Below are 18,146 nucleotides of genomic sequence, written 5' to 3'. Positions count from 1 at the left end.
GCCGGATCAGCCGGCCTTTTCGTCTTCCGCCGGCCAGTCGCGGATGTAGGCCTTGAGCATCTTGTTCTCGAAGTTCTGGCTGTCGACCACGGCCTTGGCCACGTCGTAGAAGCTGATCACGCCCATCAGCATGCGCTTGTCCATCACGGGCATGTAGCGGGCGTGGCGCTCCAGCATGATGCGGCGGATTTCGTCGAGGTCGGTTTCGAGCGTGCAGGTGACGGGGGCGTCGTCCATGGCCTTGCGGACCAGGGTGGTGCCGAGCTGTCCGCCGTTGCCGACGATGGTGACGATGACTTCACGGAAGGTGAGCATGCCGACCAGGTCGCCGTGTTCCATGACCACCAGCGAACCGATGTCCTTTTCCGCCATGGTGTTGGCGGCTTGCGCCAGCAGGTCGTCTGGTGTGATGGTGAAGAGCGTATTGCCCTTGACGCGAAGGATGTCGCTGACTTTCATCGTGTGCTCCTCTCGGACTCAATCTCGGCTATCTCGGCGGGCGTGCCGTTTTTGAATATAGCCCACAATCGACGCCGACCTGAGCGCCCCTGTCGCGCACGCATGAATTGCGGACGTAACGGAGCATTGCCAGGAGACAACAGCTCAGACCCTGAAAGGCCCTCATGCCCGGATATTCCGACCCCGGTTTCGACACCCTCGCGCTGCACGCCGGCGCCTCGCCCGACCCCGCCACCGGCGCGCGGGCGGTGCCGATCCACCTGACCACCTCCTTCGTCTTCGAGTCCAGCGACCACGCCGCGGCGCTCTTCAACCTGGAACGCGCGGGCCACGTGTATTCGCGCATCAGCAACCCGACCAACGCGGTGCTGGAGCAGCGCGTGTCGGCGCTCGAAGGCGGCATCGGCGCCATCGCCACCGCCAGCGGACAGGCAGCGCTGCACCTGTCGGTGGCCACGCTGATGGGCGCCGGCTCGCACATCGTGGCCAGCACGGCGCTGTATGGCGGCTCGCAGAACCTGCTGCACTACACGATGCGGCGCTTCGGCATCGAGACCACCTTCGTGAAGCCCGGCGACCTCGACGCCTGGCGCGCGGCGGTACGCCCCGAAACCAAGCTCTTCTTCGGCGAGACCGTGGGCAACCCCGGCCTCGACGTGCTCGACATCCCGGCCGTGAGCGACATCGCCCACGAGGCCGGCGTGCCGCTGCTGGTCGACTCCACGCTCACCTCGCCCTACCTCATCAAGCCCTTCGACTGGGGCGCCGACCTGGTCTATCACTCGGCCACCAAGTTCCTCTCGGGCCACGGCACGGTGATCGGCGGCGTGGTGGTCGACGGCGGCAGCTTCGACTGGGAAAAGTCGGGCAAATTCGCCGAGCTGACGCAGGCCTACGACGGCTTCCACAACATGGTCTTCAGCGAGGAAAGCACCGTCGGCGCCTTCCTGCTGCGCGCCCGCCGCGAAGGGCTGCGCGACTTCGGCGCCTCGATGAGCCCGCACACGGCGTGGCTGATCCTGCAGGGCATCGAGACGCTGCCGCTGCGCATGGAACGGCACATCGGCAACACGCAGAAGGTGGTCGAGTTCCTGGCCACGCATCCGTTCGTGTCGCGCGTGGGACACCCGCTGATCGAATCGCATCCGAGCCACGCGCTCGCACAGAAGCTGCTGCGCCACGGCGCGCGCGGTGCCGGCGCGGTGTTCAGCTTCGACATCAAGGGCAGCCGCGCGCAGGGCAAGGCCTTCATCGAGGCGCTCAAGCTCTTCAGCCACCTTGCGAATGTGGGCGACTGCCGCAGCCTGGTGATTCACCCGGCCAGCACCACGCACTTCCGCATGACCGACGAGGCGCTGGCGGGTGCGGGCATTTCGCAAGGCACGATCCGCCTGTCGATCGGCCTCGAAGACCCGGCCGACCTGATCGACGACTTGAAGCGCGCGCTGAAGGCGGCGGAAAAAGCCTGACCGCGCCGATGGAGCCGACACCGTTCTTCGAATGGCTGAAGGGCCCGGACGCGCTCGGCGTCGCGCCGCATTTCTTCGCCATGCGCCCCGACGGCACGCGCGACCGCGAGACCTATTGCGGCTACGGCGACGCGCCGCCGATCACCCGCGAGCATTTCTGGGCCGCGCCGCAGCGCATCGAGATGTCGCAGGACTGGGGCCATCCGCCGCGATTTCCCGACCTGGCCGACTGGTCGGGCGACGGCTCGCCGCACGCGAGATGCCTGCTCGTCAGCCTCAGGCTGCACGCGCTGCTGACGCAGTTCAAGCTGCCGGCCCACCGCGCGTACGACGTGGAGGCCCGCTTTCCTGCGTACCACCACGCACGCTTCGGTGGCCAGCGCGCCGAGTACCGGCTGATGCACTGGCTCGGCGACGGACAGTGGCTCGACGGCCTGGACCTGGCGCGCACCGCGCTGCGCATCACTGTGCGGCTGCAGAAAGACCGGCCGCGCTACCACCGCGTCTTCGCGGCAGGCAGCTTTGAGACGGCGGCCCAGGTCGCGCAGGCCGCGGCCGAGTTCGAAAAGGAGTTGCCCCGCACGCCCGGCTACGTGCCGCCGGGGCGCGCACTCGAACATGAGGCGCATGTCATGGCCGAAGCGTTCCAGCCCACCGGCGTGTCCCGCCATGGGCGGCCGGTGCTCGACATGGCATCGGCCCATTGGCCCGTCCATCTCCAGCCGCTGGACCTGCTCTGGCTGCCCGATGAAAGCGCCCCGCTGGTCAGCAACGACCTGCGGCAGGCGCTGGCGAACGGCGGCTTCACCGGCATGCGCTTCGGCAAGGAATGGCGCTCGGCCTTCGCCCAGCCCGCCGAGATGCAGGGCCCGGCGTTCCGTGCGGAGCGCGCCGCGCTGCTGTCGCGGATCGCCGCCTCACCCGACGCCGACCCCAGCGCTCGCTCGGTGCAAATCTTTGCCGCGCTCCAGGCCCGGCAGCAGGCGCTGACCGCGCAGCCGATCGACGTCGCGCAACTGGTGCTGCCCACGGCCTACGCCGAGTTGCTGCGCACCGGCCTGCCGGTTCATGCGGAGCCCGACGAGGGCGATGAAGACCAGGATGACGGCGACCTCGGCGCGCAAGATCCTCGCCAATGGCACTGGTTCCCGCGCGAGCGCCTGTGCATGCTGGACGACATCGGCGACGACGGCGACTGGGTGGCCAGCCACCCGGAAGCCGCGCGTGCGCTGCTCGTCGCGCAAGACGAAGGCGGCGACTACCTCGGCTTCCTGCTGCGAGACGGTTCGGACCTCGAGCTCGACGACACGCTGATGCATTTCAAGCACGAGACGGGCGAGATCCTGCCGAGCGCGGTCCGCGACTGGGCGCCGCCCCTGCACGCCCGGCCCGCGTCGGCGCGCTGATTGATCCGCCACCTCACACGAACACAAGACAAACAAGAACCCCAGAAAGAGACGCCATGAGCATCCTTCAAGTCAACGGCCACAGCACCTACTGCTACACCGGCGGCAAGCCCTTCGATGCGGCCAAGCCCACCGCGGTGTTCATCCACGGCGTGCTGAACGACCACAGCGTATGGATTCTTCAGACGCGCTGGTTCGCCAACCACGGCTGGAACGTGCTGGCGGTCGACCTGCCCGGCCACTGCAAGAGCGACGGCCCGCCGCCCGCGAGCGTGGAAGAAGCGGCGCAGTTCGTCATCGCCCTGCTCGATGCGGCCGGCGTGGACAAGGCCGCGCTGATCGGCCACAGCTTCGGCTCGCTGATCGCGCTCGAAGCCGCCGCCCGTGCGCCGCAGCGCGTGACGCACCTGGCGATGGTCGGCACGGCGTATCCGATGGTGGTGTCGCCCGCGCTGCTCGAAAGCTCGGTCAGCGATCCGCAACGCGCCATCCATATGGTCAACACCTTCTCGCATTCGCTGATGGCGCCGCCGCCCTCTTCGCTCGGCCCGGGCACCTGGCTCTACGGCAGCTCGCGCGCGCTGATGCGCCGGGTGCTGGCCAGCAACCGCGAGCACAACGTGTTCCACATCGGCTTCAAGGCCTGCAACGACTACGCGAACGGCGAAGCCGCGATGGAGGCCGTGCAATGCCCCGTGCTGTTCCTGCTCGGCGACGCCGACCAGATGACGCCGCCGCGCGCCATCAAGGCACTGGCCGGCAAGGCGCGGCACGGCAAGGTGGTGACGGTGCACGCCGGCCATGCGCTGATGAGCGAGGCACCCGACGAGGTGCTGTTCGCACTGCGCGATTTCGTCAGCGCAGCGCGTTGATGTCGGGCGTTTCGAGCAGCACCTTGGGCGCGCCGCGTCGCGCCACGATCAGCATGGCGCGGCCGACCTGCTCGGTGGTCGTCATCCTGTCGGGCCAGAGCCGGTAGGCCAGGCTGAGCAGCGGCGCGATGACGACGTAGATGCCGTTGTACAGCGGCGTCTTCGAGCGTGCGCCGTTCAGCGGCTGGATGACGCCGGGGCGGAACATGTAGGCGGCCTTGAACGGCAGGCGCAGCAAGGCGTTTTCGGTTGCGCCCTTCACGCGCGCCCACATGCTGCTGCCACGCTCCGTGCTGTCGGTGCCGGCGCCCGTCACGTAGGTGAAGGTCATGCCCGGGTTGAGCCGCGCGAGCACCGTGGCGGCCGCAAGCGTCAGGTCGTAGGTGACGCGCTTGTAGTCGGGCTCCTTCATGCCGACGGACGACACGCCCAGGCAGAAGAAGCAGGCATCGAAACCCTTCAGCTCCGACTCGATGCCGCTGTAGTCGTACATGTCCTTGTGGACCAGCTCGTACAGCTTCGGGTGCGTGTTCCCCGTGACGCTGCGCCCGATCGTCACGACGCGCTCCACGTCGGGGGCGAGCAGGCACTCGCGCAGCACGCCCTGCCCCACCATGCCGGTGGCGCCAAAGATCAGGATGTTCATGGAGGAGGTTCCGGTCAGACCGTGAAGACGGTCGGCTTCTTGTTGAGCACGGCAAGCAGCAGGTCGACGTCGAAGCTCGACGGCTTGGGCGGCTGCAGCGCCGAGAGCATGCGCGAGAGCGTCTCGGCATGCGGCAGCAGCGGGCCCAGGAAACGCGTGCCGTCGGCACCGGCGACCAGCAGGGTCGGGAAGGTCTCGACATCGAAGGCGTCGGCGATGTCGGCGTGGTCTTCGATGTCGACCCAGGCGAAGCGGAACTGCGGATGCGCGCGCGCCACCTGCTCCAGCAGCGGCCGGTAGTCGCGGCAGGTGCCGCACCATTCGGCGCACAGGCACACGACCCAGGGCGCATCGCTGCTGGCCGGCTCGGCGGATTCGGGGGCGGCGGAAAGAGCGCTCAAGGCAGATGCGACAGAGGTGTGAAAGGTGAGCCGGGGTGGTGCGGCCGGAAGGTCGTGGCTATTATGGACAAAGCCCCTCCCGGGGCGCAGGAGACTCGCACGATGAACACAACGACTGCCACGGGATCTGCCGTCGATCCGCGCCGTTTCAAGAGCTTTGCGGAGTTCTATCCGTTCTACCTGACCGAACACGCCAACGTCACCTGCCGGCGGCTGCACTTCGCCGGCTCGACGATCTCGCTGCTGTGCCTGGTGGCGCTGGTGGTCACGCTCAACCCGCTGTGGCTGCTGGCCGGGCTGGTGGCGGGCTACGGCTTTGCATGGGTCGGGCATTTCGGCTTCGAGAAGAACAAGCCCGCCTCGTTCAAGCGGCCGCTCTACTCGTTCATGGGCGACTGGGCGATGTACCGCGACATCTGGCTGGGCCGGGTCAAGATCTAGGCCCCACAGCGCGCGGCGGGCGAATTTGCTCCTAAATCAATAGCACGTCACCCAGGCGCAGCGTGCGCAACGGGCCTTTTTGCCAGAGGTCTTCGAGCGGCTCAGCCTGCGGCATCAACAACTCTTTAAGCAGCGGTTCGATGGGCGTCGAGGGGTCGGCCAGCAGCACGTAGCGCGGGTCTTCGTTGGCAGGTTCTTCAGCCAGCGGCGCGATCCAGTCGAGCGCCACCAGCGTTTCGAGCACCGGCGCCAGTTGCAGCGCATCGACCCGCATGCGCGTCACCAGTTCGGCCGCACCCATGCCTTTGGCCGGCGTGGCTTGCGCGCGCGCCAGGTGCTGCAGCGTTTCCATCGCCAGTTGCAACGGCCAGCCGGCGCTGCCGCCACGCCGCGCCACGCCCGTGAGCAGGCTCGGCAGATAGGCCGCGATGACCGCGCCCAGCAGCACGATCACCCAGGCCACGTAGATCCACACCAGCAGGATCGGGAACGTGGCGAAGGCGCCGTACAGCACCGAGTAGGTCGGCACCAGGCTCAGGTAGTAGGCCAGCACGCGCTTGGCGATCTCGATGGCGGCGGCCACGAAGATGCCGCCGGCCCAGGCATGCGACCAGCGCACATTGGTGTTGGGCACGTAGTGGTACAGCGAGGCCATGCCGACCGCGAGCAGCGCGAACTCGAAGGTGTCGAAGAACAGCTTGACCATGCCGCGCCCGACCACGTCGCTGGTGGCCGAAACCACATAGGAAGTGGTCGACAGGCTCACCGCGAGGATGATCGGCCCCAGCGTGATGGCCGCCCAATAGATCAGCACCCGCTGCGCGAACGGCCGCGGCGTGCGCACGCGCCAGATGTTGTTGAGCGTCTTGTCGATGGTGAGGATCAGCGCGATGGCCGTGATCAGCAGCACGATCAGGCCCGCAATGCCCAGGCCGCTGGCCTTGCTCGCGAACTGGTTCAGGTAGCCGAGCACCTGGCGCGCGATGTTGTCCGGAATCAGGCTCTCGATCAGCCAGCGCTGCAGGCGGCCCTGCATCTTCGCGAACATCGGAAACACCGTGAACAACGCCAGCGCCACCGTGAAGAACGGCACCATCGCGATGGTGGTGGTGAAGGTCAGGCTGCTGGCCGTGAGCCCGAGCCGGTCTTCGCGAAAACGCTCGCCCAGCACCGCTGCCGTGTTGCGCCACGGAAAGCGCGAAAGATCCCTCCAGAGCTGCCTGCGATTCATGGCAGCTATCATGCCATCCGCTCTTTTCGTCGCCGCTGGCCGCCTGCCCGGCGCCCCCTCTTCGCCGCCCACCGTGTCCGCCACTCCACTCCCGCCTTCTTCCGTCCGCGCCACCCGATGGCTTGCAGTGGGCAGCCTTGTCGGCCTCATCGTGCTGGGCCTGGCCTGGGAGCTGTGGCTGGCGCCGCTGCGCCCGGGCGGCTCGCTGCTCGCGCTCAAGGTGCTGCCGCTCGTCATTCCGCTCGCGGGGCTCTACAAGAACCGGATGTACACCTACCGCTGGGTCAGCCTGATGATCTGGCTCTATTTCACCGAAGGCGTGGTGCGCGCCTGGAGCGATACCAATGGCGTGGGGCAGGTCCTCGCGCTCATCGAAGTGCTCCTGTGCCTCGTGCTCTTCGCCGCATGCGCCTGGCATGTGCGCCTGCGCTTGCGCCACGCCAAGGCCTCCGCTCATTCCCTGGAAGCTTCCACCCCATGACCACTTCTTCCACTGCCCTGATCGACCAACTGCGCGCCATCGTCGGCGCATCGCACGTTCTGAACGAAGGCGACCTGACGGCCTACGAACAGGACTGGCGCAAGCGCTCGCGCGGCAAGTCGCTGGCCGTGGTGCGCCCCGGCAGCACGCAGCAGGTGGCCGACGTGGTCAAGGCCTGCGCGGCGGCCGGCGCGGCCATCGTGCCGCAAGGCGGCAACACCGGACTGGCGGTCGGCTCCACGCCCGATGACAGCGGCACGCAGGTCGTGCTGAGCCTGCAGCGGCTGAACACCATCCGCACCATCGACGGCGCCAACCTCACCATGACCGTCGAGGCCGGCTGCATCCTGCAGACGCTGCAGGAGACGGCCGAGAAAGCCGGCTACCTGTTCCCGCTGAGTCTGGCGGCCGAGGGCAGCTGCACCATCGGCGGCAACCTCGCGACCAATGCCGGCGGCACGCAGGTCGTGCGCTACGGCAACACGCGCGAACTGTGCCTGGGCCTCGAAGTGGTCACGCCGCAAGGCGAAATCTGGGAAGGCACCAGCGGCCTGCGCAAGGACAACACAGGCTACGACCTGCGCGACCTGATGATCGGCAGCGAAGGCACGCTGGGCATCATCACCGCAGCGACGATGAAGCTCTACCCGCTGCCGGCCGCGCAGCTCACGGCCTGGGCGGCCGTGCCTTCGCTCGACCACGCGGTCACGCTGCTGGGCCTGGCGCACAAGCAACTGGGCTCGGGCCTCACGGGCTTCGAGGTGATGGGCAAGTTCGCGTTGAGCCTGGTCGCCAAGCACATGCCGCAACTGCGCGTGCCCTTCATCGACGATGCGGCCGTGCCTTACTGCGTGCTGCTGGAGAACTCCGACAGCGAGTCCGAAGACCATGCCCGCGCGCGCTTCGAGGCGCTGCTCGAAACCGCCTTCGAAGACGGCTGCGTGACCGATGCGGTGGTGGCCGAGAACCTCACGCAGGCGCACCAGCTCTGGCACATCCGCGAGAACATTCCGCTCGCCCAGGCCGAAGAAGGGCTGAACATCAAGCACGACATCTCGATCCCGGTGTCGCGCATCCCCGCCTTCGTGGCCGAGACCGACGCGCTGCTGGCGCGCGAGATCGCCGGCGTGCGGCTGGTCAACTTCGGCCACCTGGGCGACGGCAACCTGCACTACAACGTGCAGGCGCCGGAGAACATCGACACCAAGGCCTTCCTTGCGAACGAGGAAGAGCGCATCAACACGCTGGTGTACGACGCGGTCGAGAAGTTCGGCGGCTCGTTCTCGGCCGAACATGGCGTGGGCTCACTCAAGGTCGACAAGCTTGAAAAACACAAGTCGCCAGTGGCGCTGGAGATGATGCGGGCGATCAAGCGCGGGCTCGATCCGAAGAACATCCTGAACCCAGGCCGCGTGATTCGCGTCTAGGTCTTTGCATTCCTCCCTCCCCCGCTGGGGGAGGGCCGGGGTGGGGGCACGGCGGCGTTCACATCAAAGCTGCCGCCAATGCGGGGGCAGCCCCCATCCCAACCTTCCCCCAGAGGGGGAAGGAGCAAGACAAACCAGCTCAGCTCGGAAAGTCTTCGCCGCGCAACTCGATCGGCTGCCCATGCGGCGTGCGATCGGCCGCATGGTCCCAGGCATGGCGATAGCGTTCGAGTTCATCGCCGGAGCTGGCGCCCTTGTGCGCCACCAGATGCTCCAGTGCAGCAAGCCAGTGCCGGTAGTAGGTCTCACCGGTGTCCGGGTCGCCCGCGGCCTGCGCAGCCGAAATCTGCATGGCCAGCGCCTCGGCCCATTCGGTCCATGTGAACAAGCCACCTTCATGCAACGCGAGCGTCATCGCGAAGGCCTGGGCTTCCCATGGCGCATTGAACACCGGACCATCGGCATCGCGGGGCATGCCGGGCGTCAGCGGCACGCCGTTGTGCGGCATGTCGTCGCGCTTCATGCGACCGCCTCCAGATAGCTCTCCCACGCATCGACGGACACCGAGAGGTTCTGGCGCGGTGCACCGTCGCCCCACAGCTCGGCTTCATCGAAGACCACCGTGTACAGCCACTGCGGCTGCTCGCCCAGGCCCTGCGCATTGGCATCGGCGAAGACGTGCGCGCCATGCAGATGCTCGATCACACCCCGCTTGCCCTGCACATAGCCAGGCAGCCGCGTGTGGTGGTCGACCTTGCCCCGATGCATGCGCACCGGCTGGCCGATGGCAAAGCGTGCAGGACTCGTCGCGGGGCGTTCGGTCGCCGAGCCCTTGGCCAACACGGCCGGCACGTTCGCGGCCTGCAGCACACGTGCGACGGGCGCGGCCGCGTGGCGCATTTCGCCGGCCGCGATCTCGTCGGGAAATATCTGCCCACGCTGCAGCATCAACTGCTCCAGCGCGGCGAGCCAGATCTGGTAGTAGCTCAGGTCGCGGTAGTCGGGCAGCGTCTCGCGCACGGCGCGGCTCGCATCGATGTTCCACGAGCCGGTCGCGCCCATGGCCAACGTGAGCGCCAGCGCGCGCGGCTCCCATGCGGCATGGAACAACTCGCCTTCGGGCTCGGGCGTGACCGGCCCGAAGCCCGGCTGGCCGCCGAGGTCTGCCTTGGTGGCGTAGCTCATGCGGGGCTCCCCTGTTCGGCGGGCGCTTCGACCAGCCGCGTGCCGATCATCGAATCGCGCGAGACCAGCGCGGCCAGTTCGTCTTCGCCCAGATCGCCGGTGCCTGGCGGGCGTTGCGGAATCACGAGGTAGCGCACCTCGGCGGTCGAATCCCACACGCGGATGCGCGTGCTGTCGGGCAGCGTCACGCCGAAATCGGCCAGCACGCCGCGCGGGTCCTTGACGACCCGCGAGCGGTACGGCGCGCTCTTGTACCAGGTGGGCGGCAGGCCCAGCACCGGCCACGGGTAGCAGCTGCACAGCGTGCAGACCACCATGTGATGCAGTTCGTCGGTGTTTTCGACCGCCACCATGTGTTCGCCCTGCCGCCCCGTGTAGCCCAGCGAGGCGATGGCCGCCGTGGCGTCGGCCAGCAGCCATTCGCGAAAGGCTGGATCGACCCAGGCCCGTGCCACCACGCGCGCGCCGTTGCGCGGGCCGATGCGGGTCTGGTAGGTGTCGATCAGCGCATCGAGTGCGGCGGGGTCGATGTAGCCCTTTTGCGTCAGCACGCTTTCGAGCGCGCGGACGCGCAGGTCCATCTCGCCGAGTTCGCTGTGGTCATGGCCGTGGTCATCGCCATGGGCGTGTTCGTGGCCGTTCGTGGGGTGGTCTTGGCTCATGCCCGCCATGCTAAGCCCAGGCACTTAAAATTCGAAACACCCGGCCCCGGCCCGCCAGACACCCTTCTTTCTCTCATGACTTCCACGCCCCACCGCCCCGTCCGCTCCCAGTACGAAGACTTCATGCGCCACGTGGACACCCACGGCGTGCAGAAAAGCGACCGCACCGGCACGGGCACCAAGAGCGTGTTCGGCCACCAGATGCGCTTCGATTTGAATGAAGGCTTTCCGCTGGTGACCACGAAGAAGGTGCACCTGAAATCCATCATCCAGGAACTGCTGTGGTTCCTGACCGGCTCGAGCAACAACAACTGGCTCAAGGAGCGCGGCGTCACCATCTGGGACGAATGGGCACGCGAAGACGGCGACCTGGGCCCCGTGTATGGCGTGCAATGGCGCAGCTGGCCCACGCCCGACGGCGGCCACATCGACCAGATCTCCGACGTCATCAAGACGCTGAAGACCAACCCCGATTCGCGCCGCATCATCGTGAGCGCATGGAACGTGGCCGAGCTGTCGAAGATGGCGCTCATGCCCTGCCATGCGTTCTTCCAGTTCTACGTGGCACCGGCGCAGGCACCCGGCGAGCGCGGTAAGCTGAGCTGCCAGCTCTACCAGCGCAGCGCCGACATCTTCCTGGGCGTGCCCTTCAACATCGCCAGCTACGCGCTGCTCACGCACATGGTGGCGCAGCAGTGCGACCTCGACGTGGGCGACTTCATCTGGACCGGCGGCGATTGCCACATCTACAGCAACCACGCCGAGCAGGTCGCGCTGCAACTGAGCCGTACGCCTTACCCCTACCCCACGCTGAACATCAAGCGCAAGCCGGCTTCGATCTTCGACTACCAGTACGAAGACTTCGAAGTGCTCGACTACCGGCACGGCGACCCGATCAAGGCGCCCGTGGCGGTGTGAGCGCGATGAGCACGCCCCGCATCAACCTCATCTTTGCCCGCGCCGCCAATGGCGTGATCGGTGCCAACAACACCATCCCCTGGCACTTGTCGGAAGACATGGCGCACTTCAAGCAGCAGACCGCCGGCGCGCCGGTGATCATGGGCCGCAAGACCTGGGATTCGCTGCCGCCGCGCTTCCGGCCGCTGCCGGGCCGTCAGAACATCGTGGTGACGCGGCAGGCCGACTGGCAGGCCGAAGGCGCACATCGCGTGGGCAGCCTCCAGGAAGCATTCGCACTCTGCGCGCAGCAGCAGCCGCAGGACGTGTGGGTGATCGGCGGCGCGCAGATCTACGCCGAGGCCGAGCCCCTTGCGCAGCGCGCGGTCGTGACCGAGATCGCGCGCGACTACGAAGGCGATGCCCACGCACCGGTACTCGCCGCCGCCGCATGGCGCGAGACGCAACGCGAGTCGCACGTCTCGGCCAAGGATGGCCTGCCCTTCAGCTTCGTCACCTACGAGCGCGTCGCTTCCACGCACACATGAGCGACGGCGCCCGCCCATCGGCACCTCCGGGCCTTCGGCGCCGGTCCGTGCTGACGGGTGCGGCACTGCTCGCCGGCCTGGCGCCGCTGCAGGCACTGTGCGCCGCGGAACCGCTCGCGCCAGACGAAGAAGCGCTCTTCATGACGGGCACCGCACGCCCCACCGCCGATGGCCGGCTCGAAGTCGATGTTCATGCCTGGATCTTCGAGCGCGAGCACCGCTGGGGGCTGAACACGGCCCTGGCGCGCTACCTGGGCCTGAACCTGAAGAAGCTCTCGCCCGCCGCGCGCCTGCGCTTCAACCAGCGCACCGCGCTGTTCCATGCCGAGTCCGAAGAAGACAAGCGGATCGACATCGTTTTCGACGGCGTACCGGGCCGCACCGCGATGCCGCCCTCGGGCAAGGACGGCCGCAGCAACCTGCGCCTGGTGATCGACGCACCGCCCGCATCGGCATCGCAGGAGTGGCAGCTGTTCCATGGCGTGACAGGCCCCGGCGAACTGCTGCATCGCTTCAGGGGCCAGGCGCTGATCGTGCCCGCGCAAGGCGTGTCGATCATTTCGGACATCGACGACACCATCAAGCACACGCAGGTGCGCGACCGGCGCGAGATGCTGCTCAACACCTTCGCGCGCCGCTTCGAGGCCACGCCCGGCATGGCGGCCTATTACCGCGCATTGGCGAAGACACCCGGCACGCGCTTTCATTACCTGTCGGCCAGCCCGATCCAACTTTATCCGGCGCTCTCGGATTTCATTCGCAGCGCCGACTTTCCCGCCGGCAGCATGCACCTGCGCGAGAGCACGACGTGGCGCACGCTGGTCCCCGGCGCTGAAGATTCGCGCGCGCACAAGCTCGGCGTGATCGAGCGCCTGTTCACCGAATTCCCGCAGCGGCGCTTCGTGCTGGTGGGCGACTCGGGCGAGGCCGATCCGGAGATCTACGCGCAGGTGATGCGGGCGCATCCGGGCCGCATCGACGGCATCGTGATCCGCGACGTGACCGGCGAAGACCGCCGCTCGGACCGCTATCGCGCGACCTTCGAAGGCGTCGACCCCGCGCTCTGGCACATCCTGCCGCCCGATACGACCGCCTGGCCGATGCAGGCCGCCCGATAGCCTCCCACTAGCCGCGCAGTTCAGGCCGCGCGCGCGGCGTACCAGCGCCGGTAGCGACGCGTCAACCTGCCCGTGCGAAGCTGATCCATCAACAAGGTCGCGAACGGCGAATGCCGCGCGGCCTGGGTGCGGCCGGGACGCAAGCTGCGCAGGCGGCGCTTGACCAATGCCATGCGCGCGACTGCCGCCATGACCTGGTCTTTCCAATCGACCTGCGGCCCTTGCACCGCCCGGTCTTCGCCGGCTTGCCAGCGCGCGGGCAGGTCGGGCGCAACCGCCAGCGCGGTGGCCATGCCGACCACCGCGACGCCGCTGGCCAGCACCTGCTCGGCCACCGCCCGGCGGACGATGCCGCCCGTGGTCATCACAGGCATGCGCGCGACGGCGGCCAGTTCTTTCGCGAAGTCCAGGAAGTACGCCTCGCGTGCCAGGGTGCGGCCATCGGCGGCACGGCCCTGCATCGCCGGGCTTTCGTAGCTGCCACCGGACAGTTCGACCAGGTCCACGGGCAATTCGTTGAGCCACAGGATGACCTGCTTCGCGTCGTTCTCCGAAAAACCGCCACGCTGGAAATCGGCGGAGTTCAGTTTCACCGCCACCGAGAAGCCCGGTGCGACGCGGGCCCGCACGGCGCGAACCACATCGAGCAGAAGCCGCGCGCGGTTCCCCAGGCTTCCGCCCCATTGGTCGGCGCGCTGGTTGGTCAGCGGCGAGAGGAACTGCGAGAGCAGGTAGCCGTGCGCCGCATGGATCTGCACGCCGGTAAAGCCCGCACGCTCGGCCGCCTGCGCCGTGGCGGCGAAGCGTTCGACGGTCTCGGCAATCTCCGCGTCGCTCATGGCCTTGGGCTGCACGAAGAGCTTGCTGTGCTTGCCCAGATCCAGCGCCACCGACGACGGCGCCCACGCCATGCCACCCATGTTCGCGCGGACCTGGCGGCCCGGATGATTGATCTGCATCCATACCTGTGCGCCACCGCTGCGGGCCGCCTCGGCCCATTGCCTGAAAGGCGCAAGCGGAGTGCCCGCTTCCAGGACGACGCCACCCGGCCCTGTGAGTGCGCGGCCGTCGATCATCACGTTGCCGGTGATGAGCAACCCTGCCCCGCCCTGCGCCCAGACGCGGTAGAGGTCATGAAGTGCCGCGCCGGGCAACTGCCCGGCCTCGGCCATGTTCTCTTCCATGGCGGCCTTGGCCAGGCGGTTGGGAAGGAGGCTGCCGTTGGGCAGGGTCAGCGGAGAAAAGAGCAGCGATGAGGTCATGTCCGAGAGCACGTAGCAAGTCATGAAAAGCCGATGCTAAGATTCAAGCCAACTTGAAGGTCAAGCCCCATGAAAATCGGCGAATTGGCAAACAAAACCGGCATGGCCGCCTCGGCCATCCGCTTCTATGAACAAAGCGGGCTGCTGCCGCCGCCCGAGCGCGGCGCGAACGGATACCGCATTTACTCCGATGCTGCGCTGAAGCGACTGCAGCTCGTCCAGATCGCGCAGAACCTCGGGTTCTCGCTCGACAGTTTGCGCAGCGCATTCGCAGGCAGCGAAGATTTTTCACGCGATGACTTGCTCGAACGTCTCGACGCCCGCGTGCGCGAGATCGACAAGCTCATGGCCGGCCTGCGCGTGCAGCGCCAGGACCTCGCCACCATCCGCGCCACGCTGCGCGACACCTGGTCGCAGGGTGAATGCGCGGACCCAGCCACGCTGGCCGACAGCATGGCAAGCGCCAGAAACAAACTGGCACCTTCGTCTCGAGCGAAAAACGAAAAGAACACTTCGGTACACGCTGCGAAAGGCATGCGCACCGCAGGGATTAGGCACGGCTAATTGTTTGTGCGCAAAATGTCCGGACCGCCATCACGACAAGGAGACGGACCATGTCCATGGAATTTCTTCGGGTGCTCTCCGAGCAGAAATTGCCATACGTCGTCCACACGCCCGCAGACATCGACAGGCTGCGCGTGCTGCGTGCGGCCGAGCTGGTGACCGCATTCATTCCGCCTTCGGACCGCGCGCCCGACGCGCGCGCGATCCGTCAGCTGGCCCAGGTGGAGTCGATCACCGCCAAGGGAAAACTGGCCCTGAACAAGGCCACCTCGGCGTTCATCGAACTCTGACCGACCGGGCCACCCAGTCAAGGCCAAGCAAGCGCCTCAGACCACGCCCTGCGCCAGCATCGCATCGGCCACGCGCACGAAGCCTGCGATGTTCGCGCCATCGACATAGCTCACGCTGCCATCCTTGCGCGCACCGTAGTGCAGGCAAGACTCGTGGATGCCCTGCATGATCTGCAGCAGGCGCGCATCGACCTCGTCGCGCGTCCATGACAGGCGCGCGGCGTTCTGGCTCATCTCGAGCCCCGACGTCGCCACGCCACCCGCGTTGCTCGCCTTGCCGGGCGCATACAGCACGCCGTGGCCTTCGAGCACTTTCACGGCCTCCATGGTCGAAGGCATGTTCGCGCCTTCGGCCACGCAGATCACGCCGTTCTTCACCAGCGTGCGTGCGTCTTCTTCGTTGAGTTCGTTCTGCGTTGCGCTCGGCAACGCGACATCGACCGGCACGTGCCATGGCGTCGCGCCGGCCACGAAGCGCGTGCCGGTGCGCTCGGCGTAGTCGCTCACGCGGCCGTAGAGGTGGTTCTTCACGTCCATCAGCACGGCCAGCTTTTCGGTGGTGAAGCCGTCTTCGTCGACCACGGTGCCGCTGGAGTCCGACACGGTGACGACCTTCGCGCCCAGCGCCATGGCCTTCTCGATCGTGTACTGCGCCACGTTGCCCGCGCCCGAGACGCTCACGCGCATGCCCTCGAAGCTGCGGCCCTTGCGCTTGAGCATTTCCTGCGCGAAGTAGACATTGCCGTAGCCGGTGGCCTCGGGCCGGATCAGCGAGCCGCCGAAGCTCAGGCCCTTGCCGGTGAAGACGCAATCGGCACGGTTGGTGAGCTTCTTGACCATGCCGGCCATGAAGCCGACTTCGCGCCCGCCCACGCCCACGTCGCCCGCGGGCACGTCGGTGTCGGAGCCGATGTGGCGGAACAGTTCGCTCACGAAGGCCTGGCAGAAACGCATCACCTCGCCCTGGCTCTTGCCCTTCGGGTCGAAGTCGGCGCCGCCCTTGCCGCCGCCCATGGGCAGCGTGGTCAGCGCGTTCTTGAAGGTCTGCTCGAAAGCCAGGAACTTGAGGATCGACAGGTTGACCGACGGGTGGAAGCGCAAGCCGCCCTTGTACGGCCCGATGGCCAGGCTGTGCTGGATGCGAAAGCCCCGGTTGACCTGCACTTCGCCGTGGTCGTCGACCCAGGACACGCGGAACATGATCACGCGCTCGGGCTCCACGAGGCGCTCCAGCAGGCTGTGGCCGGTGTACTTGGGGTGCTGCTCGATGTACGGCCAGAGGCTTTCCATCACTTCGGTCACGGCCTGCAGGTACTCGGGCTGTCCGGGGTTGCGTTGTGCGACATGTGCCAGGAAACCCCCGACGGATGCGTGCTTCATTCCAATCCTTCTTCCAAATCAGTGCATAACCTTATGCGGATCGTGCATTTTGCCGGATTGGAGAACCAATTTGACGCATCAATCACCCGTTTTGGTGCGCATTTGGTGGGTGGCAAGCGCCAGGCGCCCCAAATTTGGGAGGCAACCAGGAAAGCCAGGAGAAAAGCGGCTGCAAGCCGTCTCCCGGCTACTGCTCCGCGGGGTCTTCCTCGAAGTGCCCTTCCTGCGGCCTGAAGCAACGCACGAAGGCATGAGAAGCGGCGTTCGCGCCCCAGGCCCCGAGCACGGCGGGCAAGACATACAGGGCAATCGAAAGCGCTGACGAGAACATCAGGTCATCGGCAAGGCAAGGCGTCTGTAGCGCGGCGATCGACAGCGCCCGCAGGTGAAACAGGTCCATGCCGGCGAATGCGGCCAGCAGGAGGCCGAAGACCAGCATCGTCGATCGGGCGAACTGCCGCCCGGCGAGTTGCACGAGAAAGAGGCTGACCGGAATCCCGATCGCGATCGACACCAGCACCCAGAAGAGAAACTGCGCAAAGGCAGTCGGACTCGGGCTGGCGTTCATTCAGCTCCACGCCCGAAGGAACCCGACAGGCGCCCTTCTTTCACAAGGCGCGGCGCAGCGTCGCGATGGTGCGCGTGCCGAAAGCGCGCTCGCTGGGTAATGGCGAAGGGGCACGCGAAGAACAGGCCGAGCGCCATGCCGAAGGCGATGTCCGCCGGGAAGTGCACGCCGACGTAGACGCGTGCCCAACCCGTGGCCACGGCAAGCAGCAAGAACAACCAGGCGGTGCGGCGCAGCGAGGCGCGCGCCATGAAGGCAAACGCGATGAAGAACATCACGCTGGCGTGCGTGGAAGGCATCGAGCCGCTGGCGCTGTGCAGGATGTACCCAGGCACGAGCCCCTGCGCGAAGGGGCGCTGTATGCCGATGCCCGCCGCGATGAAGTGCGCGATCACCGAGACCCCGACGGCAACCACGGCCACCGCCAACGTGTAGGCGCGGTCCGCGGGCTTCGCAAAGACGGCCCAGCAAAGCACCGCGGCGCACAAAGGGCCTCCCCACAAGGCCACCACGCAGCCCGTGAGCAGTGCCCATGAGCCCGGGTCTTCACCTGCAGCGATCCAATGAAGGAGTTGAAGGTTGATTTCATTCATACGTCCGGCCTGCCATGAAAATGCCGCGGCGCAGACGCGCCGCACCAGCACGGGACACTCGGGAAATGAGTGGATTCCTGTGAACGAAAAGTCTAGGTTTTGAAGCTGGAATACAGCTGACTTGCGACTCAGGGAAGCCGGGATTTTTGTGAATGACGCGTAAAGCCGCGCGGCCTCGAAATTGGCACGAAGCACCGCAGCTTTACGCCATCGAAAGCGAATGCAGCGGCAGGGCCACGAATGAAT

The 18,146-nt window shown here is 66.9% G+C and carries 22 protein-coding genes; 11 read left to right on the top strand and 11 right to left on the bottom strand.

Translation table 11 applies throughout. The features are described 5' to 3' along the window. Positions 1–6: 6 nt before the first annotated feature. Entirely contained in the window at positions 7–459 is a 453-nt protein-coding gene (locus tag BLQ28_RS01875; RefSeq protein ID WP_093236863.1) for a CBS domain-containing protein, read from the bottom strand. Between the two features lie 164 nt (positions 460–623). Between BLQ28_RS01875 and BLQ28_RS01870 the strand changes: the two genes are divergently transcribed. The 3 genes from BLQ28_RS01870 to BLQ28_RS01860 are packed head-to-tail and all read left to right on the top strand — an operon-like array spanning position 624 to position 4,206. Beyond that, positions 624–1,928, top strand: coding sequence for an O-acetylhomoserine aminocarboxypropyltransferase (locus BLQ28_RS01870; RefSeq protein ID WP_093236862.1), 1,305 nt, complete (start codon positions 624–626; stop codon positions 1,926–1,928). A gap of 8 nt (positions 1,929–1,936) precedes the next feature. Then, positions 1,937–3,334: a hypothetical protein gene (locus tag BLQ28_RS01865; protein WP_093236861.1), complete on the top strand. Its 1,398-nt coding sequence runs from the start codon at positions 1,937–1,939 to the stop codon at positions 3,332–3,334. 56 nt (positions 3,335–3,390) lie between these two features. After that, positions 3,391–4,206: an alpha/beta fold hydrolase gene (locus tag BLQ28_RS01860; protein WP_093236860.1), complete on the top strand. Its 816-nt coding sequence runs from the start codon at positions 3,391–3,393 to the stop codon at positions 4,204–4,206. Here BLQ28_RS01860 and BLQ28_RS01855 read toward each other — a convergent pair. Beyond that, positions 4,190–4,852, bottom strand: coding sequence for an NAD-dependent epimerase/dehydratase family protein (locus tag BLQ28_RS01855; RefSeq protein WP_093236859.1), 663 nt, complete (start codon positions 4,850–4,852; stop codon positions 4,190–4,192). The genes BLQ28_RS01860 and BLQ28_RS01855 overlap by 17 nt on opposite strands. A 14-nt stretch (positions 4,853–4,866) precedes the next feature. Beyond that, positions 4,867–5,253 carry a thioredoxin family protein gene (locus tag BLQ28_RS01850; protein WP_093236858.1) on the bottom strand — a complete coding sequence of 129 codons (387 nt, stop codon included), beginning with the start codon at positions 5,251–5,253 and terminating at the stop codon, positions 4,867–4,869. A 102-nt stretch (positions 5,254–5,355) separates the two neighbouring features. On the opposite strand from BLQ28_RS01850, the gene BLQ28_RS01845 reads away from it, so the two are divergent. Continuing rightward, positions 5,356–5,694, top strand: a complete 339-nt coding sequence (locus BLQ28_RS01845) for an Mpo1-like protein (protein ID WP_093236857.1) — start codon at positions 5,356–5,358, stop codon at positions 5,692–5,694. 31 nt (positions 5,695–5,725) lie between these two features. On the opposite strand, the gene BLQ28_RS01840 is transcribed toward BLQ28_RS01845, so the two are convergent. After that, complete coding sequence (locus BLQ28_RS01840) at positions 5,726–6,937, bottom strand: YihY family inner membrane protein (RefSeq protein ID WP_093236856.1); 1,212 nt, start codon at positions 6,935–6,937, stop codon at positions 5,726–5,728. On the opposite strand from BLQ28_RS01840, the gene BLQ28_RS01835 reads away from it, so the two are divergent. Both BLQ28_RS01835 and BLQ28_RS01830 read left to right on the top strand, forming a co-directional pair. Continuing rightward, positions 6,936–7,406, top strand: a complete 471-nt coding sequence (locus BLQ28_RS01835) for a DUF2069 domain-containing protein (RefSeq protein ID WP_256327137.1) — start codon at positions 6,936–6,938, stop codon at positions 7,404–7,406. The genes BLQ28_RS01840 and BLQ28_RS01835 overlap by 2 nt on opposite strands. Beyond that, positions 7,403–8,833: an FAD-binding oxidoreductase gene (locus BLQ28_RS01830; protein WP_093236855.1), complete on the top strand. Its 1,431-nt coding sequence runs from the start codon at positions 7,403–7,405 to the stop codon at positions 8,831–8,833. Before BLQ28_RS01835 ends, BLQ28_RS01830 begins: the two co-directional genes overlap by 4 nt. A 139-nt stretch (positions 8,834–8,972) precedes the next feature. On the opposite strand, the gene BLQ28_RS01825 is transcribed toward BLQ28_RS01830, so the two are convergent. From BLQ28_RS01825 to nthA, 3 genes are read right to left on the bottom strand one after another with little or no spacing between them, the layout of a single operon-like run. Next, entirely contained in the window at positions 8,973–9,356 is a 384-nt protein-coding gene (locus BLQ28_RS01825) for a nitrile hydratase accessory protein (RefSeq protein WP_093236854.1), read from the bottom strand. After that, positions 9,353–10,018, bottom strand: coding sequence for a nitrile hydratase subunit beta (gene nthB, locus BLQ28_RS01820; RefSeq protein ID WP_093236853.1), 666 nt, complete (start codon positions 10,016–10,018; stop codon positions 9,353–9,355). Before nthB ends, BLQ28_RS01825 begins: the two co-directional genes overlap by 4 nt. Further along, on the bottom strand, positions 10,015–10,680 hold the full coding sequence (gene nthA / locus BLQ28_RS01815; protein WP_093236852.1) for a nitrile hydratase subunit alpha: 666 nt from the start codon (positions 10,678–10,680) through the stop codon (positions 10,015–10,017). The genes nthB and nthA overlap by 4 nt, the downstream gene beginning before the upstream one ends. Before the next feature lie 75 nt (positions 10,681–10,755). On the opposite strand from nthA, the gene BLQ28_RS01810 reads away from it, so the two are divergent. The 3 genes from BLQ28_RS01810 to BLQ28_RS01800 are packed head-to-tail and all read left to right on the top strand — an operon-like array spanning position 10,756 to position 13,243. Beyond that, on the top strand, positions 10,756–11,598 hold the full coding sequence (locus BLQ28_RS01810; protein WP_093236851.1) for a thymidylate synthase: 843 nt from the start codon (positions 10,756–10,758) through the stop codon (positions 11,596–11,598). A gap of 5 nt (positions 11,599–11,603) precedes the next feature. Continuing rightward, positions 11,604–12,125, top strand: coding sequence for a dihydrofolate reductase (locus BLQ28_RS01805; protein ID WP_176800988.1), 522 nt, complete (start codon positions 11,604–11,606; stop codon positions 12,123–12,125). Then, positions 12,122–13,243: a phosphatidate phosphatase App1 family protein gene (locus BLQ28_RS01800; RefSeq protein ID WP_093236849.1), complete on the top strand. Its 1,122-nt coding sequence runs from the start codon at positions 12,122–12,124 to the stop codon at positions 13,241–13,243. Before BLQ28_RS01805 ends, BLQ28_RS01800 begins: the two co-directional genes overlap by 4 nt. 20 nt (positions 13,244–13,263) lie before the next feature. On the opposite strand, the gene BLQ28_RS01795 is transcribed toward BLQ28_RS01800, so the two are convergent. Beyond that, positions 13,264–14,529, bottom strand: coding sequence for an NADH:flavin oxidoreductase/NADH oxidase family protein (locus tag BLQ28_RS01795; RefSeq protein ID WP_256327136.1), 1,266 nt, complete (start codon positions 14,527–14,529; stop codon positions 13,264–13,266). Between the two features lie 45 nt (positions 14,530–14,574). Between BLQ28_RS01795 and BLQ28_RS01790 the strand changes: the two genes are divergently transcribed. Both BLQ28_RS01790 and BLQ28_RS01785 read left to right on the top strand, forming a co-directional pair. Then, positions 14,575–15,069, top strand: coding sequence for a MerR family transcriptional regulator (locus BLQ28_RS01790; RefSeq protein WP_093236848.1), 495 nt, complete (start codon positions 14,575–14,577; stop codon positions 15,067–15,069). Positions 15,070–15,119: 50 nt separating this feature from the next. Beyond that, positions 15,120–15,359 carry a hypothetical protein gene (locus tag BLQ28_RS01785; protein ID WP_093236847.1) on the top strand — a complete coding sequence of 80 codons (240 nt, stop codon included), beginning with the start codon at positions 15,120–15,122 and terminating at the stop codon, positions 15,357–15,359. 36 nt (positions 15,360–15,395) lie between these two features. Here BLQ28_RS01785 and gdhA read toward each other — a convergent pair whose 3' ends face one another. The 3 genes from gdhA to BLQ28_RS01770 all read right to left on the bottom strand — a co-directional run bounded on the left by gdhA (position 15,396) and on the right by BLQ28_RS01770 (position 18,095). Next, positions 15,396–16,739 carry an NADP-specific glutamate dehydrogenase gene (gene gdhA / locus BLQ28_RS01780; protein ID WP_093236846.1) on the bottom strand — a complete coding sequence of 448 codons (1,344 nt, stop codon included), beginning with the start codon at positions 16,737–16,739 and terminating at the stop codon, positions 15,396–15,398. 187 nt (positions 16,740–16,926) lie between these two features. Further along, entirely contained in the window at positions 16,927–17,307 is a 381-nt protein-coding gene (locus BLQ28_RS01775) for a hypothetical protein (RefSeq protein ID WP_093236845.1), read from the bottom strand. Continuing rightward, positions 17,304–18,095, bottom strand: a complete 792-nt coding sequence (locus tag BLQ28_RS01770; RefSeq protein ID WP_143012398.1) for a phosphatase PAP2 family protein — start codon at positions 18,093–18,095, stop codon at positions 17,304–17,306. The genes BLQ28_RS01775 and BLQ28_RS01770 overlap by 4 nt, the downstream gene beginning before the upstream one ends. Positions 18,096–18,146 lie beyond the last annotated feature (51 nt).

The organism is Variovorax sp. EL159 (assembly GCF_900100965.1).
Taxonomy (GTDB): Bacteria; Pseudomonadota; Gammaproteobacteria; order Burkholderiales; family Burkholderiaceae_C; genus Variovorax.
This window is presented reverse-complemented; position numbering and strand designations above follow the sequence as displayed.

Excerpts from the sequence above, each read along its gene's own strand:
- BLQ28_RS01845 (WP_093236857.1), top strand. The coding sequence starts at position 5,356 with ATGAACACAACGACTGCCACGGGATCTGCCGTCGATCCGCGCCGTTTC.
- BLQ28_RS01860 (WP_093236860.1), top strand. The coding sequence starts at position 3,391 with ATGAGCATCCTTCAAGTCAACGGCCACAGCACCTACTGCTACACCGGC.
- nthA (WP_093236852.1), bottom strand. The coding sequence starts at position 10,680 with ATGAGCCAAGACCACCCCACGAACGGCCACGAACACGCCCATGGCGAT.
- BLQ28_RS01795 (WP_256327136.1), bottom strand. The coding sequence starts at position 14,529 with ATGACTTGCTACGTGCTCTCGGACATGACCTCATCGCTGCTCTTTTCT.
- BLQ28_RS01800 (WP_093236849.1), top strand. The coding sequence starts at position 12,122 with ATGAGCGACGGCGCCCGCCCATCGGCACCTCCGGGCCTTCGGCGCCGG.
- BLQ28_RS01810 (WP_093236851.1), top strand. The coding sequence starts at position 10,756 with ATGACTTCCACGCCCCACCGCCCCGTCCGCTCCCAGTACGAAGACTTC.
- nthB (WP_093236853.1), bottom strand. The coding sequence starts at position 10,018 with ATGAGCTACGCCACCAAGGCAGACCTCGGCGGCCAGCCGGGCTTCGGG.
- BLQ28_RS01785 (WP_093236847.1), top strand. The coding sequence starts at position 15,120 with ATGTCCATGGAATTTCTTCGGGTGCTCTCCGAGCAGAAATTGCCATAC.
- BLQ28_RS01870 (WP_093236862.1), top strand. The coding sequence starts at position 624 with ATGCCCGGATATTCCGACCCCGGTTTCGACACCCTCGCGCTGCACGCC.
- BLQ28_RS01805 (WP_176800988.1), top strand. The coding sequence starts at position 11,604 with ATGAGCACGCCCCGCATCAACCTCATCTTTGCCCGCGCCGCCAATGGC.
- BLQ28_RS01855 (WP_093236859.1), bottom strand. The coding sequence starts at position 4,852 with ATGAACATCCTGATCTTTGGCGCCACCGGCATGGTGGGGCAGGGCGTG.
- BLQ28_RS01865 (WP_093236861.1), top strand. The coding sequence starts at position 1,937 with ATGGAGCCGACACCGTTCTTCGAATGGCTGAAGGGCCCGGACGCGCTC.
- gdhA (WP_093236846.1), bottom strand. The coding sequence starts at position 16,739 with ATGAAGCACGCATCCGTCGGGGGTTTCCTGGCACATGTCGCACAACGC.
- BLQ28_RS01875 (WP_093236863.1), bottom strand. The coding sequence starts at position 459 with ATGAAAGTCAGCGACATCCTTCGCGTCAAGGGCAATACGCTCTTCACC.
- BLQ28_RS01840 (WP_093236856.1), bottom strand. The coding sequence starts at position 6,937 with ATGATAGCTGCCATGAATCGCAGGCAGCTCTGGAGGGATCTTTCGCGC.
- BLQ28_RS01825 (WP_093236854.1), bottom strand. The coding sequence starts at position 9,356 with ATGAAGCGCGACGACATGCCGCACAACGGCGTGCCGCTGACGCCCGGC.
- BLQ28_RS01835 (WP_256327137.1), top strand. The coding sequence starts at position 6,936 with ATGCCATCCGCTCTTTTCGTCGCCGCTGGCCGCCTGCCCGGCGCCCCC.
- BLQ28_RS01830 (WP_093236855.1), top strand. The coding sequence starts at position 7,403 with ATGACCACTTCTTCCACTGCCCTGATCGACCAACTGCGCGCCATCGTC.
- BLQ28_RS01790 (WP_093236848.1), top strand. The coding sequence starts at position 14,575 with ATGAAAATCGGCGAATTGGCAAACAAAACCGGCATGGCCGCCTCGGCC.
- BLQ28_RS01775 (WP_093236845.1), bottom strand. The coding sequence starts at position 17,307 with ATGAACGCCAGCCCGAGTCCGACTGCCTTTGCGCAGTTTCTCTTCTGG.